Source organism: Hymenobacter sp. GOD-10R, from assembly GCF_035609205.1.
GTDB lineage: Bacteria > Bacteroidota > Bacteroidia > Cytophagales > Hymenobacteraceae > Hymenobacter.
This window is the reverse complement of the sequence record NZ_CP141184.1, coordinates 2,855,805-2,871,112: the sequence shown is the minus strand read 5'-3', so window position 1 is coordinate 2,871,112 and position 15,308 is coordinate 2,855,805. Positions and strand designations below refer to the sequence as shown.

General features: G+C 53.1%; 13 protein-coding genes. 8 read left to right on the top strand and 5 right to left on the bottom strand.

What is annotated here, in order from left to right:
- Positions 1 to 50: 50 nt before the first annotated feature.
- Positions 51 to 803, bottom strand: coding sequence for a glycosyltransferase family 2 protein (locus tag SD425_RS11500; protein ID WP_324678632.1), 753 nt, complete (start codon positions 801 to 803; stop codon positions 51 to 53).
- A 103-nt stretch (positions 804 to 906) separates the two neighbouring features.
- Here SD425_RS11500 and SD425_RS11495 point away from each other — a divergent pair, with 103 nt between their 5' ends.
- Positions 907 to 1,206, top strand: coding sequence for a hypothetical protein (locus SD425_RS11495; protein WP_324678629.1), 300 nt, complete (start codon positions 907 to 909; stop codon positions 1,204 to 1,206).
- Between the two features lie 78 nt (positions 1,207 to 1,284).
- Entirely contained in the window at positions 1,285 to 2,136 is an 852-nt protein-coding gene (locus SD425_RS11490) for a DUF1571 domain-containing protein (protein WP_324678627.1), read from the top strand.
- A 141-nt stretch (positions 2,137 to 2,277) separates the two neighbouring features.
- Here the strand turns inward: SD425_RS11490 and SD425_RS11485 are convergent, their stop codons facing one another.
- Positions 2,278 to 3,147 (bottom strand): SDR family oxidoreductase, encoded by an 870-nt coding sequence (locus SD425_RS11485; protein ID WP_324678625.1) that lies wholly within the window; start codon positions 3,145 to 3,147, stop codon positions 2,278 to 2,280.
- Between the two features lie 133 nt (positions 3,148 to 3,280).
- Between SD425_RS11485 and SD425_RS11480 the strand changes: the two genes are divergently transcribed.
- From SD425_RS11480 to SD425_RS11465, 4 genes are all read left to right on the top strand, one after another.
- Positions 3,281 to 4,132: an NAD(P)H-binding protein gene (locus SD425_RS11480; RefSeq protein ID WP_324678623.1), complete on the top strand. Its 852-nt coding sequence runs from the start codon at positions 3,281 to 3,283 to the stop codon at positions 4,130 to 4,132.
- A gap of 139 nt (positions 4,133 to 4,271) precedes the next feature.
- Complete coding sequence (locus SD425_RS11475) at positions 4,272 to 5,528, top strand: NAD(P)/FAD-dependent oxidoreductase (RefSeq protein WP_324678621.1); 1,257 nt, start codon at positions 4,272 to 4,274, stop codon at positions 5,526 to 5,528.
- Between the two features lie 234 nt (positions 5,529 to 5,762).
- Complete coding sequence (locus SD425_RS11470; RefSeq protein ID WP_324678619.1) at positions 5,763 to 6,209, top strand: PA2169 family four-helix-bundle protein; 447 nt, start codon at positions 5,763 to 5,765, stop codon at positions 6,207 to 6,209.
- A gap of 200 nt (positions 6,210 to 6,409) precedes the next feature.
- On the top strand, positions 6,410 to 7,588 hold the full coding sequence (locus tag SD425_RS11465; protein WP_324678617.1) for a TIGR03435 family protein: 1,179 nt from the start codon (positions 6,410 to 6,412) through the stop codon (positions 7,586 to 7,588).
- 192 nt (positions 7,589 to 7,780) lie between these two features.
- On the opposite strand, the gene SD425_RS11460 is transcribed toward SD425_RS11465, so the two are convergent.
- The gene (locus SD425_RS11460; protein ID WP_324678615.1) at positions 7,781 to 9,712 is read right to left on the bottom strand and encodes a DEAD/DEAH box helicase; all 1,932 of its coding nucleotides are present in this window, start codon (positions 9,710 to 9,712) and stop codon (positions 7,781 to 7,783) included.
- A 520-nt stretch (positions 9,713 to 10,232) separates the two neighbouring features.
- A complete protein-coding gene (locus SD425_RS11455; RefSeq protein ID WP_086596063.1) occupies positions 10,233 to 10,424 on the bottom strand; it encodes a cold-shock protein in 192 nt (63 codons plus the stop codon).
- Positions 10,425 to 10,669: 245 nt separating this feature from the next.
- Here SD425_RS11455 and SD425_RS11450 point away from each other — a divergent pair, with 245 nt between their 5' ends.
- Positions 10,670 to 11,086 carry a thioesterase family protein gene (locus tag SD425_RS11450; protein ID WP_324678612.1) on the top strand — a complete coding sequence of 139 codons (417 nt, stop codon included), beginning with the start codon at positions 10,670 to 10,672 and terminating at the stop codon, positions 11,084 to 11,086.
- A 7-nt stretch (positions 11,087 to 11,093) separates the two neighbouring features.
- Here the strand turns inward: SD425_RS11450 and SD425_RS11445 are convergent, their stop codons facing one another.
- A complete protein-coding gene (locus SD425_RS11445; protein ID WP_324678610.1) occupies positions 11,094 to 11,807 on the bottom strand; it encodes a hypothetical protein in 714 nt (237 codons plus the stop codon).
- Between the two features lie 45 nt (positions 11,808 to 11,852).
- Here SD425_RS11445 and SD425_RS11440 point away from each other — a divergent pair, with 45 nt between their 5' ends.
- On the top strand, positions 11,853 to 15,299 hold the full coding sequence (locus SD425_RS11440) for a UvrD-helicase domain-containing protein (protein ID WP_324678608.1): 3,447 nt from the start codon (positions 11,853 to 11,855) through the stop codon (positions 15,297 to 15,299).
- The last annotated feature ends 9 nt before the right edge of the window (positions 15,300 to 15,308 follow it).

The window sequence follows — 15,308 nt, the reverse complement described above, 5'->3', positions numbered from 1 at the left end:
CTGAATGACTGAGTGATTGTTCTCGTACCTTACTCAGCCACTCAGCCATGCTAGGGTCTTGTGATGCCAAGCTGCAGTAGCTCCTCCGCGTACTTGTCGTAGATGATGCGCAGGTCTTCGTTGTGCTTATCGGCATCGACGCCGATGCTGACGTTGTTGGTGTGGAAGCGGTGCAGGTGGCTGATGTGGGGAGCTAGCACGGGCAGGTGCCCGGCGAGCAAGAAACGCACATACAGATCTAGGTCTTCGGCCATTTCGATTTCCTCATCGTAGCCGCCTACATCATCGAATAGGGCACGGCTATAGCACACGTTCCCCTGAATAAAGTGCTCGGCTTTAAAGATGGCCTGAAGCATTTCAGTGGATGTTTCAAACTTCCAGGCGTAGTAGTCTTCACTAGGCAGATAGCGGCGTTCTTCATCCATGCGCAGGAAATCGGCGACAAACCAAGGCTGCTCGGGATGTTGTTCGATGAGGGTGCCGTAGTGGAACAACGTACGCTGGAGCAGAATGTCGTCGTCGTCGAGGGGCACGATCCACGTGTCGGCGGAAGCTTCGCGCACGAGCCGGTTGCGGGCCGGACCGGCCAAGATGCGCTCCGAGTGCGTCCAATAACGTAGCGGAGGACCATCTTTTCCTAGGCTGTTCAGCCACTCGGCAGAACCGTCGGTGGAGCCATTTTCGTAGATCAAATGTTCGTAAGAAAAGTCGAGGGGGGCACTTACGGTAGCGCGGACGCTGGCAACCGCTTCGGGCAAATACTGCCGCCGGTTGTGGCTAGGGGTGATGATAGAAAAATGCATACCCGCCTATTCTGGTTTTTCGGTCAAAAAGTTGCCTTCCTCTCCTGACGATCTAACTTTCTCTACCAGCCAGCCGTTAGGGCTGCTAGTTCTCCTCCCATCTATGGCACGCTTTCATGTCTCGCTCCACCTCCCGGATGTTTTCGATGACGCTTTCATGGCGCTCATTCCGCGACACCGCGCCTTCATCAACCACCTACTTGCCGAAAATGTAGTGGAAACCTATGCCATCAGTGCCGACCGCTCGCGGGGTTGGATTACCATGAACGGCGAGGACGCGGCTGAGGTCCGGGCCGTCGTCGAGCAGTTTCCGCTCTACGAATTTCTCAGCAACATCGAGATTGACGAGTTATTTCTTTTCGATAGCACCGCGACCCGTCTTCCCCGTATTAGTCTTAATTAGTAAAATAGCGACTTGGTGAGTTACTGTCTTCTTATCAATGCTCTGCTCACTTACTAATTCACCAGCACGCTTTCCTGCATGACTCGTTTTTTCCGGTTTTCGGTTCTTGTGCTAGCCACTTGGATTGCAATGGCGGCCGCTACCCCAGCGGCCCCCGACAAAGTCACCACCGAACAAATCATTTCCCGTCTGACTGTTGCCATCGAGAACCTCAAAACCTTGCGCTGCGTCATCAAGGCCCAGGAGCGCTTTGGAGCTAGCTACCAGTCAAATCAGACCGCTCTGAAGCTTGCCTATAACCCGCAACGCGTGTACTTACGCAACAAAAAGGGTATTGAGGTGCTTTGGGTGGCGGGGCAAAATGATGGCGATGCCTGGGTGTATCCTAATAGCTTTCCGTATGTCACGCTCAGCCTCGACCCCAACGGCACACTCATGCGCCGCAATCAGCACCACAGCTTGATTGACGCTGGCTACGGTGTGGTGGCCGATATCATCCACGGCTCGGCCCTGCGCCAAGACCACAACTTTGAGCGTAGCTTCCGTTACACCGGCGACACCATCGTGCAGAACCGCCCCTGCTACATCCTGACGTCGGATTACGCGTTTCGCTACGTCTCCTACAAAACGGTGAAAGGCGACACGCCCGCCCGCGTAGCTGATCGTTTCGGGTGCGGTGAGTTTCGGGTGCTCGAACGCAACGGCCTCACGCCCGGCCAAGCTATTCCCGAAGGCAAAACGCTACAAGTACCAAACGCTTATGGCCGCCACACCGTGCTCTGCATCGATCAGAAGATGATGCTCCCGTTGGCCGTGTATGTCGCCGACGACAAAGGCCTATTTGAGCAGTTCAGCTTCTCTGAGGTGGTTGCCAATCAGCCCATTGCGCCCGAAGAATTTACCAAAGACTACAAAGGATACAAGCTGTAACCAACATAGCTCTTTCGGGATGCTGCGGGTTTTGACAGCATCTCTTCTACGCATCAAGCAAAGCAAAAAGGCCTTCTGAACAGAAGGCCTTTTTGCTTTGCAATGAAAGGGAACGGGTATAGCGCTGTTGGATGAGTAGGCTTACCGCCGCATGGTTTTTTCTATTTCGTCCCACATGGGCGCCGGAATGACCTCTAGCTTGTTGAACTCGCCAGCGCCGTTCAGCCACTCGCCCCCATCGATGGTGACCACTTCGCCGTTCATGTACGCCGAGAAGTCCGACACGAGGTAGGCAGCTAGGTTCGCCAGCTCCTGGTGCTCCCCTACGCGCTTTAGCGGCACACTGGCCGCCGGGTCTAGCTTTTGCGCCAACGGCTCGGGGAAGAGGCGGCTCCAAGCCCCCTCCGTTGGGAACGGGCCAGGTGCAATAGCGTTGGAACGAATGCCGTACTTTGCCCATTCGACTGCTAATGAGCGCGTAAGCGCGAGCACGCCCGCTTTGGCCGTGGCGGAAGGCACGACGTAAGCCGACCCCACCGAAGCATACGTCGTGACGATGTTGAGAATGGTACCGGGCTTTTTATCAGCTATCCAGCGCTTGCCGAAAGCTAGGGTGCAGTTGTAGCTGCCCTTAAGCACGATATCCACAATCACGTCGAAGGCCTTATGGCTCAGGCGCTCAGTGGGCGAAATAAAGTTACCGGCGGCATTATTGAGCAGTACATCAACGCCGCCGAATTCGGTGATAGTGCGCTGCAGCATGTTTTCTACTTCGTCGTACTTGCGTACGTCGCACTGCACGGCCAGCACCCGACCGCCGGTTTGCTGCCGCAGTTCCTCGGCCGTTTTTTCTAGCACGTCTAACTTGCGGCTGCTGATCGTGACGTTCGCACCGAGTTGCAGAAAGTAGGTGGTCATGGCACGACCTAGGCCGGTGCCGCCGCCGGTCACCACGATGGTTTTGCCCTGGAGTGCGTTGTCGCGGAGCATGGGTTGGGAGTAAGCGGGCATAAGGGTGGGCTCGTTTGAGGAGGGTAAATGAACGTTTTGTGGGCGTACCTAAGCTTAGGAGAAAGCCTTAATTTGAGATTCGATAAGCTTCTGTTACTGGCAATTTCTAAAAAACCATTAACATGCAGCCGGCATGACGGACTCTCTCCCAACATATTCCTCTCTCCCAACAGTAGCTGTACTCGGCTGTGGCTGGCTTGGCTTGCCGTTGGCGAAGGCACTAGTAGCGCAAGGGCACTACGTAGTTGGCTCCACCACTACTCCTAGCCAACTACTTACCCTGCGCGACGCTGGCATTATGCCCTTCTTACTTAGCCTAGCGCCCACGCTTACAGCTACCGACACCGATACGCTTCAGGCCATGCTCACCGGCATCGAGGTACTTATTCTGAACGTGCCTCCTCGCCGCTCTGCCACCAGCCACGACTACGCTTCCCTCCTGCAGCCAGTCTGTGAAGCCGCCGAAGCGTGTGGCGTCTCGGCAGTGCTGTTTGTTAGCTCCACCGGCGTTTACCCCGATGAGGCGCGGCTCATGCAAGAACAGGATGCCCTTGCCACCGCAGAAGCTAGCTCTTCGATGCTGCGGGCAGAAGCTTTATTTGCTTCCCCTAAAAGGCCTTGGCAAACGACGGTGGTGCGGCTAGGTGGATTATTTGGGCCAGGCCGGTTACCGGGTCGCTTCTTGGCAGGCAAGCAAGATGTAGCGCTGCCGAATGCACCCGTCAACTTGATCCATCTTGCCGATTGCATTGGCGTGCTCACCAGCATTATCGACCAGCAAGTATGGGGCTACACCTTCAACGCCTGCGCCGCGCAGCATCCTAGCCGTCAGGAGTTTTATACGCTAGCTGCCCAGCAGCTAGGCTTGGCGCCGCCAGCCTTCCAGGCAGCCGATACAGCCAGTGGTAAAAGCATTGATAGTGGGCTACTGCGCGAGAAAGTAGCATACAAATTTCAACACGATAACTTACTAGCTGCCTTGTAGGGCTCCCGAGCCTAGGTTAGCTGGATACCTCGGGCGTCGGGCTGACACACGGAAACATAGGACCTAGGTTCTCAAACAGATTTGCGCGAACGAGAAATAGCCGTAGTGTGTTCCTACGACTGCTATCTACCTTTGCTGCGTGAATTCTACTACTTCTACTATAGCCGTGCTGGGCGGCGGTGCAGCCGGATTTTTCGGCGCCATCACCTGCGCCGAGGCCAACCCACACCTCACGGTTTATCTAATTGAGAAAACGGGCAAGCTGCTTAGCAAAGTGCGCGTTTCGGGTGGTGGCCGCTGCAACGTAACCCACGCCTGCGACTCGCCCACCCAGCTAGCGCAGCACTACCCAAGGGGCAACAAGCAGCTCAAAGAAGCTTTCCGTCAGTTTGCCGCTACCGATACTGTCCGCTGGTTTGCCGACCGTGGCGTTCAGCTCAAGACTGAGCCCGATGGCCGCATGTTCCCCACCACCGATTCCAGCGAAACTATCGCCCAGTGTCTGCTGGAGGCCGCTCGCCAATCGGGTGTTAAGATTCTGACCAACACCAATGCTGAGAAAATTGAGCCCCTACCGCAAGGCGGCTTTCGCCTCCACCTGACCGGCACTCACGCGCAGGAGATGCAAGTCGACCGGCTGCTAATTGCGACGGGCGGTGCACCCAAATCGGAGAATTATCAGTGGCTCCGTACCCTAGGTCACACCATTGCCGAGCCAGTACCCTCGCTGTTTACCTTCAACGTACCAGAGTCACCATTGCGCGAGCTGCCGGGCGTGAGCGTACCCAATGCCCGCGTACGCGTGGCCGGCGAAAAACTAGAGTACGAAGGCCCGGTGCTCGTTACGCACTGGGGGGTAAGCGGGCCGGCAGTGCTCAAGCTCTCAGCCTGGGGAGCCCGCCGTTTGCATGAGTTGCAGTACCAAAGCATGGCGCTTGTGAGTTGGGTACCCGCTCACACAGAGGAGTCATTGCGGCAATGGCTGCACGAGTTCCGGGACCAAAATGGCCGCAAGGTGGTGATGAGCAACCCACTTTTCGGCTTACCCCAACGCCTGTGGCGTACGCTCACCGAGCAGGCCGGCATTGGCACTGAAGTACGCTGGAGCGAGTTGCCCGCCAAAGCACAGAATAAGCTCATCGAAAGCCTGTTGCGCACTGCCTTACCCGTGCGCGGCAAAACCACCTTCAAAGAAGAATTCGTGACCTGCGGAGGCGTGATACTTGGTGAAGTCAACATGCACACCATGGAAAGTCGCCGCGTGCCAGACCTGTATTTCGCCGGCGAGGTGCTCGACATTGACGGCATCACCGGCGGCTTCAATTTTCAAGCCGCTTGGACCACCGGCTACCTAGCTGGGCGTGCTATGGCAGAAGAGGTAGTGCAAGCTCTGTAGTTGGCATACTGAAGAACCTAGGCACAAACTACAACGTCCGCGCTGTGTCGCCACGCTGATCCACACGGCGTAGTGTAGCGACGAAGTTGTTCAATTTCTTGGCGTAGCGCAGCCCGCATATAGCTGGTATATAGAATATTATTCTTTCGCTGCCACACCAATACGCAACCCTAGGAGCAGATAGGTAGTAAACGGAAACACAATTCTTTCCCTTAACACTAACTACTACCTCTCATGGACGCCAAAACCACACAGGCCGGCCTTAACGAATTGATTGAAACACTAAAAGACGGCCAGAAGGGCTACGCCGAGGCAATGACCGACGTAGAAGATGCCGATCTGAAAGATACGTTTAAGAAATACGCTGCTCAGCGTGCTAGCTATATCACTGAGCTGGAAGACCAGATGTTCAAGCTGGATCTGAAACCAGACGAAAGCAGCTCGGTAACGGGTACTGTACACCGTGCCTTTATCAACCTGAAAGGTTTGGTAACGAGCAAAGACCGCCACAGCATCCTAGCTGAGTGCGAGCGTGGCGAAGACTACGCCAAGAAAGCTTATGAAACGGCTCAGCAAATTCAAGATCTTCCTGCTGAATTGAAAGCAGTAATCGAGAAGCAAGCTGCCGGTATCAAGCAAGGCCACGACGAAATGCGTGCCCTGCGCGATTCGAGCAAGTAATTCCCATAAGCCTCTAGCAGGCTTCTGACTATACGCAAAAAGGCCCCTCCGAAACGAGGGGCCTTTTTGCGTATAGCCCTGTTCGACGGTAAGGAAGAAAACTATAATTCCTTACTTTATTTATAATCAATATATTGCTCTTCTAGCAGTTACATCAGTATTACCTATCCATCTCACCCACCACAACCCATTATTGAATCATGAGCAAGACCCTTTTATTCTCATTTGTATTACTGCTTACTTTTCAACTGTATAGCGCCAAGGCGGCAATACCTAAAGTGGGCGAAGCAGCGCCACAGCTAAAGCTAACGAAACTGCTGCAGACATCAGGTAAAACGGACGAAAGTATAAAATCGCTACAAGGAAAAGCTATAGTCCTTGAATTTTGGGCTACATGGTGTGCCCCCTGTATTGCAGCTATGCCTCATCTGAACGCCTTATCAGAGAAATACAAAGGCAAGGATGTTCAATTTATCTCTATTACAGATCAGACGGAAGACAAGGCAAGACTATTTCTGAAGAAGCGAGCTATAAACGGCTGGGTGGGCTTAGACACTGATAGAACGATGTACGACGCCTATGAAGTCAATAGTATCCCATTTACCGTAGTGATCGACGCAAAGGGCCTAGTAGCAGGCTATCCAAAAAATAATGATTTATCCGAGGCAATGCTAGACCAAGTACTAGCAGGAGGAAAAATAGCAGCGCCCCTTGTTGAGCCTAAAGAAGAAGCTGTTAAACCTGTCGCTACAAGGTTGACAAAACCTATTTACGAGTTAAGCCTACGCCCTTCAACTAGCCAAGGAACGTCTGTCAGAATAGGTACAGACTTATATAGCACGACAGGCGCTTCAGCTTTGGACATTCTAAAAGTCGCCTTTGATGCTACGTTAAAGCCAATCGAAATTAGTGCTCCATTGCCAGAGGGAAAATTCGATGTTGTAGCAACTAATTCAGAAAAAAACGCACCCGAATGGGCTTGGCGTACTCAGCTCCAGCAGATGCTGCAAGATGCATGGGGGATTACCGTGCGGCAAGAGAACAAAGCAGCGGAAGCCTACGAGCTGAGCGTCTCGCCTGCCGCCCAAAAGCGATTGAAAAAAGCTGATCCCAAAGACATCATGAGCCATCAAAGCACAGACGATAAAATACTGGCGGGTAGCAATGTATCTATGGATATCTTGGCCAAGACGCTTCAGGAGGCCCTAGCCTCTCCCGTTCTAAACGTGACCAACCTCAGCGGCAGTTATGATTATACCTTTGATTATGATCAGAATAAGCCGGAAACACTTATAAAATCAGTAGAGAAAGAAACGGGTTTAAAGCTTCTTAAAGTAAAACGCCCGACCAATTTTTTGGTAATAGGTCCAAGATCATAAAGTTGTTTTTTAGTTAGAAAAGACGATGTAGATGAGCCATCAGCTACTCCACTCGACAAACCGGTAGCTTTGGGCCGGCCAACAACAAAAAAGGCGCTCTGATCAGAGCGCCTTTTTTGTTAATCTAGAATCTCCCACGGACTGCTAATCAGCATTTAGGTGAGCAAGCCGACAAATGGCCGGAAGAGTTCTTTATTCGTCGAAGCTCTGGTTGTCGCGGCGGGGCTTGAAGCCACCCTCCCGCTCACGGTTGCCGCCGAAGCTGCCACCACCGCGGTTACCGTAGCTGCTGCCACCATCGCGGTTGCCTTTGTAGCCACCACCGTAGCTGCTGCCACCGCGGCTACCGCCGCCGTAACCGCCGCGGTTGCCACCGAAGCCACCTTCGCGGTTGCCGCCGTAGCTGCCACCACCCCGGTTACCACCGAAGCCACCTTCACGGCTGCCGCCAAAACCACCCCGGCGAGCCGGACGGTTGTCTTCGGCGCCGAAGCCACGGTCGCGGCCACCACCTTCTTGCTGCGCATCACCTTCTTGGCGCGGCGTGGCAATGTTGAAGGCTACCGGACGACCAGCGATGGTCGTGCGACCTAGCTTGCTAGTTACTTCTTCCACGAACTCATTCGGCACTTCCACGAAGCTGAACTTATCGTAAAGGGCGATATCGCCTACTTTGCTGCCAGTCAGTGAGGTATTCTCGGCGATGATGTCGACGATATCCCGTGGGTGTACGCGGTCCTTTTTGCCGATCGTGACGAAGAGACGGGTGAAGCCTGCACGGACGGCACCCCGCTCGCGGCCAGCTTCCAGGCTCTTTTCAGCCTGCTTGTCTTCCTTCATCGTCATTTTGAGCAGCGCAGCAGCGATGTCCAACGACGTAATATCCTCCTGTTGATCCAGCAGACGCTGCACGCGACCTACATATTTCTCCAGGTTGCCCTTCTCGATCATCTCCTTGATCTGATTCAAGAACAACGTGGTTTTCACCTCCGATACATCCTCAAACGACGGGATACGCTCTTGCTTGATCGTCGCTTTGGTGAAGCGCATAATGTCGCGGAGCTTATAGATATCGCGACCCGACACGAAGGTGAAGGCCTTACCTAGCTTACCAGCACGGCCAGTACGACCGATACGGTGTACATAGTATTCCTCGTCGGCAGGCAGGTCATAGTTTACAACAGCTTCCACGTTTTCTACGTCGATACCACGAGCAGCTACGTCAGTAGCAACCAGGATTTCAAGCGTGCTCTTGCGGAACTTGTCAAGGGTGTTCTGGCGCTGGGCCTGGCCCATGTCACCGTGCAAGCCATCGGCAAAGTAGCCACGAGCTTGTAGATCCGTCACAATTTCATCGACCATGCGCTTGGTATTCGCAAACACGATAGTCGACTTCAAATTGTACATATCAATGATGCGCGACAATACATCCTTTTTCATAGGATTGCGCACTTCATAGTACATCTGCTCGATGTTGGTAACGGTCATCTCTTGATGATTGACCTTTACCACCTGCGGATTCGTCTGGTACTTCTTGGTGAGTTCCATGATGGGCTTGCTCATCGTGGCCGAGAAGAACACCGTCTGGCGGTCTTCGGGCATCTGGGCAAGCACCGTCTCGATATCGTCGCGGAAGCCCATGTCAAGCATCTCGTCGGCCTCATCAAGGATGATTTTCTTTACTTTATCAAGCTTCAGCGTACCGCGTTCCAAGTGGTCCATTACGCGACCAGGCGTACCGATTACGATCTGCACACCACGCTCAAGGGCTTGAAACTGACGCTCGTAGCTAGAACCACCGTAGATCGGCACCACGGCCAAGCCACGCTTATATTTACCTAGCTTTTGGATCTCGCCGGATACCTGCACGGCTAGCTCGCGCGTGGGGCACAGGATGAGGACTTGCACGGCGCGGCTGTCGAGGTCAATGCCTTCGATGGCAGGGATACCGAAAGCGGCGGTTTTACCAGTACCGGTTTGGGCCTGGCCAATTACGTCGCGGCCTTCCAGCAGTACTGGGATAGCAGCGGTTTGGATGGGGGAAGCTTCCTCGTAGCCAAGGTCGCTGATAGCACGCTGCATTTCCTCAGAGAGTTGCAGCTCTTCAAATTTTACTTTTTCCATGTCGGATTTAGGAATGGGAGAACAAGAGCTCTGAAAACAGCGAATTCAGCGATGTACTTCTCCCACTCAACAACGACGACAAGTGATGGAAGCAACAAACGGGAAACAGGAGGCCAATCGATGATGATGACAAATGACGGCAGCCTAACGCTGCGCAGAACATGGCCGTTCTCAAATGCGGGTGCAAAGGTACAAAGAGTATTTTGTATTTGCTAATTGAAATAGAATATTGAAACGTGATTCGGAAGATAAAAAGCCCGTTTTGGCTCTCTGCTAACCGTAGCTAACTCGAAGAGTCGGCGCTACCGAAAGCCCATCGTGCGGAAACAAATAGCATCTCGCACAGGTCGTTGCAAGGCTTACCAGAAGTTGCCGTAGCAGGCTATATTCTGGATTTCTAGGCTAGCTAGTTACTTACAAATTGGCCCCGTAAATCGTTCCACGCAGATATGGGTATAAACAAAGAAGACCTGCTCGTGAGCAGGTCTTCTTTGTTTCACTTGAGTAAGTGAGGCTTGAACTAAACAAGCGACACTTTAACAGCGTTTAGGCCTTTCTTGCCCTGCGCTACGTCAAACTGCACCTTGTCGTTCTCACGAATCTCATCTACTAGGTCACTTACGTGCACGAAGATGTCTTGGCCGGTCTGATCGTTCTTAATGAAACCAAACCCTTTGGTTTCGTTAAAAAATTTTACTGTTCCTGTCTGCATGATAGCGTTTATACGGATGTCATTTAAGCTAAGTGGTCACGCGAATAGTATCTGTAATGCTATAGCGAGATGAAGCACATTCTCTTAAACTTAGGCAATGGTACGACTAATTATGTTAGGAGTTGTCTTCTTGTTAGCTAGTTGCTGTACTTCTTACCACAGCTTACCGTTGAGCTTCGATACAAGAAACAGGCTTTAGACGCTGTATTCGCAACAAAACGGCCTTTGCAACTATTTACTTCTTGATGGAAAATAATTCTGCCTTTCGCTTCTCCCACACTTTCACCGTTACCGAAGCCGACATTGACGAGCTAGGTCATGCCAACAACGTGCAATACGTGCGCTGGGTGCAGGATACGGCCGGCGCGCACTGGCTTACAGCCTACCCACCCGGCGAGCGGGAGGCATACATTTGGGTAGTGCTGGAACACCGTATCCGCTATCACCGCCCTAGCTTTGCCGGCGAGGAGTTGCGCGGCACGACCTGGATCGGCGAAATTCGTGGTGCGCAGTGCCAGCGCTTTGTGCGCATCGAGCGGGTATCAGATGGCGTGCTGTTGTGCGAAGCGGAGACACAATGGGTGTTGCTCGACCCTAAGTCGCAGCGGCCGAAGCGGATTGAGGAAGCGGTGGTACAGCGGTTGTGGGGGCCGGTGGGGTAAACAAAAGTTATATTAAATCTTCTAATTCAATATTAAGTATTTCTGTATCAAATGAAATAGCCCTTTTATTATTCATATAGGTATTAATACCAATAATAGGACAGAATCCATCTTCCATATTCACTAAACACCAGCTTCTATCATCTGAAAATAGGTGCAAACTAGCATCAAAAAATGATTTACTAAAGAAATGAATAAACTCATCAATAGTTACTTTGTAGATCACCTCTTCTGAATGTGGCAATAAATTGTACACTTCATACCATCTCCAATAATCTTCGAGGTAGAGATTAACCTTATTATTTGGAAATACTTGATTTAAAATCCCCCTTAAATTATATAATGTATCTTGCTCTAATATAGAAAACCCTCTTTTCCCCCATGGCAGGGTTTTCTGCATGCTCATACTGTAAGGCAATTCAAATAGCTTAGCTAAATCACTAAAGCTTGTCTTAGAATAATTAGGAGTTGAATTAGATGAGTATATACCATATTCATTCCAAACTCTAACGTTAGCATTTATCTGTCCAATAGAAATAGCATTTGGATCAACTTTATTGAAAGGGAATCCGTCTATAATTCCCACAGAAGGCAACAATGCTATGTAAGCACTATAAGTATTAGGAAGAAGATGCTTTACTTTCAAAGATTCAGTATCACTTCGATCAGAGACAGAGCCTCGTAACCATTCAAGAGCAGATAAGTCGGTAGTATAGTCCATTATCAAATAAACTGATTACTCTAGTTTTATCAAAAACCATCTTCAATGCCCTCCACCTTCCGCATCTATTCTTCTTCTGCTGGCTCCGGCAAAACCTACCAACTCACCAAGGAATACCTAAAGCTAGCTCTTGGCTCGGAAGACCCTGCGTATTTCAAGAGTATCTTGGCTATTACCTTCACCAACGATGCGGCTGGGGAGATGAAGGAGCGCATCATTGGGGCGCTGCGGCGGTTTGCGTACCCAGAGGCCCCGCAGGCGCAAGACGACCCGCTGCTACGCGATATTGCGGAGGAACTGGCGGAAGATGGGCTGCTTCCGCGTCACGCGCAAACGCCTGAGGAGAAGCAGCAAGAGCTGCGGCGGCGGGCGGCGGCTACGTTTCGGCTGGTGCTCTACCACTACGCCGATTTTGCCGTCAGCACCATCGATTCGTTTGTACAGCGCATTGTGCAGGCATTCACGCGCGAGCTAGGTTTGCCTGCTACCTTCGAAGTAGAACTCGACAGCGACACCGTGCTGCAAAACGCTGTGGCCCTGCTGCTCGACAAAGTAAACCGCGACCCCAACAGCAAGCTTCTCTCCCGCTCCCTCGCCGACTATGCCCTGAGCAAAGCCGACGAAGGCCGTAGTTGGAATAACCTAGCTGATGAACTGGTGCAGTTTGGGCGCTTCCTCCTCTCAGAGCCGGTGCACGAGGCTGTGGCCCAGCTTCAGAAGATGTCGTTGCAAGACTACCGGCGCCTGCACGAGACGCTGAAGAAGCGCAAGGAGGAAATAGAACAGACCTTTAAGGCCGTCGCCGAACGCGCCTTGCGCAACCTCGATGCAGCCAACGTGACGGAAGCTGACCTGTACCAAGGCAAGAATGGCCTCATGGGCTACTTCACGAAGTGGGAGGAGCGCCTGCTGCCCGACAAGGACGCCAACAGCTACGTGCGCGCCACCATCGAGCAGGATAAATGGTACAGCGGCAAGGTAAAAACTGCCGCCGATAAGCAACGCGTAGATGCTGTAAAACCGGAACTAACAGAAGCGTATTCGGAGCTAGAAAACTTGCGCGCGAGCCTGCTACCTGACTATCTGCTGATAACGGGCATGCTGCCTTATATTTTTCACGTGTCGCTGCTGAGCGAACTGAACAAGTCGGTAGACCAGCTTAGCCGGGAGCGGAACGTGGTGCTCATCGCCGAGTTCAACCGCCGTATTGCCCAGATTGTGCTGCGCGAGCCGGTGCCGTTTCTGTACGAGCGTATGGGCGAGCGGTACCGCCACTTGCTTATCGATGAGTTTCAGGATACGTCTGTGTTGCAATGGAATAACTTGCTGCCCTTGGTGGAAAACGCCGTGTCTAACGGTGGGCTCTCCCTAGCTGTGGGCGACGCGAAACAGGCTATCTACCGTTGGCGGGGTGGTGAGATGGAGCAGATTCTGCGTCTGTACCAAAACCAAACGGAATACCTCTACGGCCGCGTAGCCGACGAGGAACTGCGCGACCTGCTGGAAGGTCGCTATTACACCCTAGATCAAGCACTAGAGCCCGCTAACCTGAACGTGAACTACCGCTCGGCGGCGGAGATTATCGGGTTCAACAACGACTTCTTTGGGCAGGTCAGCCAGTCACACCCGCAGCTACCGTTGGTGCAGGGCATCTTTGATGAGGACTTTGCCCAAGAGGCGCCGGAACCTCTTTTTCCTGCTGCTTCTCCTGAAAAGGAGGCTTATTCTGGCCACGTCGAGCTCCTTTTCACCGAAGACGATGCACCCGCTCTTCGCTACGACCCTACCACTGGCGCTTACACCGAGGCACCTCTCCCTGGCCTGCCTCCTACCCACGTTCTCGACTACGACGAAAGCACCCTTTACCTGACCCTGCAACTGGTAGAACAGGCCGTGCACGACGGTTTTCGCCTCCAGGATATTGCCGTGCTCTGCCGTCGGCGCGATAGTAGCCGGCGGGTGGCAAAGTTTCTGAAGGAGCGCGGCTACGCGATTATTTCCGCAGATTCATTGTCGTTGGAATTTGCAGAAGTAGTCAACTTGCTCGTGGCCGTGTTCCGGGTGCTCAACCAGCCTGCCGATACCTTATCGCGCGCCGAGGCCTTGCTGCTAGTAGACAAGGTGGTACGCCGCGTGCCGCCCACCCCCGATCGTGCCCGGCGCATTGCCGAGCTAGCCAATGATGCCCTAGCTCTCCCTTTCTTTGATGAGCTGCGCGCCCTGAGTTACGACGTGCAAGAGCGGGAAACCGGCAACCTAGGTCTGTATGAACTCACCGAACGCCTGATTGGCATCTTCGGGCTGCTGGGCCGCAACGAGGAAAGCGAGTACCTTTTCCGCTTCCTCGACCTGACGCTGGAATACAGCCTACGCTTCGGCAATAACCTCAACAACTTCCTCACCTACTGGCAGCAGAAGAAAAGTAACCTGAGTATTAACGCCCCGGCGGGTCGCGATGCGGTTACCATCACGACCGTGCACAAGGCCAAGGGCCTAGCCTACGGCGTAGTCATCGTGCCTTTCGCTGATTGGTCGCTGACGCCCTACCGTGGCACTTTGCTGTGGGGGCGTTTGCACGATGAGGAGAAGCCGATAGCCGAAATGCCGGGTGTGGCAGTTGTTAGCCAAACGCAGGCACTTACGCGCACGCCCTTGGCGGAGCAATACACGGAGGAGCTGGAGAAAACCTTTCTTGAAGGTCTCAATATGCTTTATGTGGCGTTCACGCGCCCGCGCCACCGGCTCTACATCATCAGCCGCCGACCGAAGGCGACTAAAACCGCGAAAGACACCGAGGGTACGAGTACTGACCAGGCCAAAACAGTGGCCGAATTGCTGCACCGCTACCTCCTAGCTACTGGTCAGTGGGACGATGAGCGCACCGCTTACATCTTGGCAGATGCCCACAATCGGGTTCCTGCTACTAAAAACAAGCAACAAGCAACGGCAAACTGGCAGCTGACGAACCTAACTAGCACGCCGTGGGAGGAGCGCCTACGCCTACGTCGCCACGCTAACACCCTCTTCGACTTCAACGATCAGCAGGCCCAGGGCGAATGGAACCGCAAGCTCCACTATGCTCTGCGCCGCACCATCCTAGCTATTGAGGTCGATCGGGTGGCGGCGCAGTTAGTTTCGGAAGGTTTGGTGAGCACCCGCGAACGAGCGGAGCTAGTCGAGAAGCTGCACCAAGTGGTCGAAAACCCACAAATAGCGCATTACTTCAGCCAAGCCGTGGAGGCCGAAACCGAGCGCGAAATCCTAGTCGGTGGCGCCCGCCGACAAGACTACAAGCCCGACCGCATCGTATTCGAGCCAAACGTTGGCGCAGCACCCGGCCGCGTGACGTTACTGGATTTCAAGATTCCGCCACCCGAGCCACAACACCGGCGGCAATTGCAACAATATGCCCAGTTGTTTCGACAGCTAGGATATGCGGATGTGCAGTGCGTGCTGTATTATTTTGGAACGGAGGAAGTGATTATATTTTAGCTACTTCAG

Coding starts and splice junctions, on each gene's coding strand:
- SD425_RS11445 (WP_324678610.1), bottom strand. CDS start 11,807: ATGGACTATACTACCGACTTATCTGCTCTTGAATGGTTACGAGGCTCT.
- SD425_RS11470 (WP_324678619.1), top strand. CDS start 5,763: ATGGACGCCAAAACCACACAGGCCGGCCTTAACGAATTGATTGAAACA.
- SD425_RS11455 (WP_086596063.1), bottom strand. CDS start 10,424: ATGCAGACAGGAACAGTAAAATTTTTTAACGAAACCAAAGGGTTTGGT.
- SD425_RS11490 (WP_324678627.1), top strand. CDS start 1,285: ATGACTCGTTTTTTCCGGTTTTCGGTTCTTGTGCTAGCCACTTGGATT.
- SD425_RS11500 (WP_324678632.1), bottom strand. CDS start 803: ATGCATTTTTCTATCATCACCCCTAGCCACAACCGGCGGCAGTATTTG.
- SD425_RS11480 (WP_324678623.1), top strand. CDS start 3,281: ATGACGGACTCTCTCCCAACATATTCCTCTCTCCCAACAGTAGCTGTA.
- SD425_RS11450 (WP_324678612.1), top strand. CDS start 10,670: ATGGAAAATAATTCTGCCTTTCGCTTCTCCCACACTTTCACCGTTACC.
- SD425_RS11485 (WP_324678625.1), bottom strand. CDS start 3,147: ATGCCCGCTTACTCCCAACCCATGCTCCGCGACAACGCACTCCAGGGC.
- SD425_RS11440 (WP_324678608.1), top strand. CDS start 11,853: ATGCCCTCCACCTTCCGCATCTATTCTTCTTCTGCTGGCTCCGGCAAA.
- SD425_RS11460 (WP_324678615.1), bottom strand. CDS start 9,712: ATGGAAAAAGTAAAATTTGAAGAGCTGCAACTCTCTGAGGAAATGCAG.
- SD425_RS11465 (WP_324678617.1), top strand. CDS start 6,410: ATGAGCAAGACCCTTTTATTCTCATTTGTATTACTGCTTACTTTTCAA.
- SD425_RS11495 (WP_324678629.1), top strand. CDS start 907: ATGGCACGCTTTCATGTCTCGCTCCACCTCCCGGATGTTTTCGATGAC.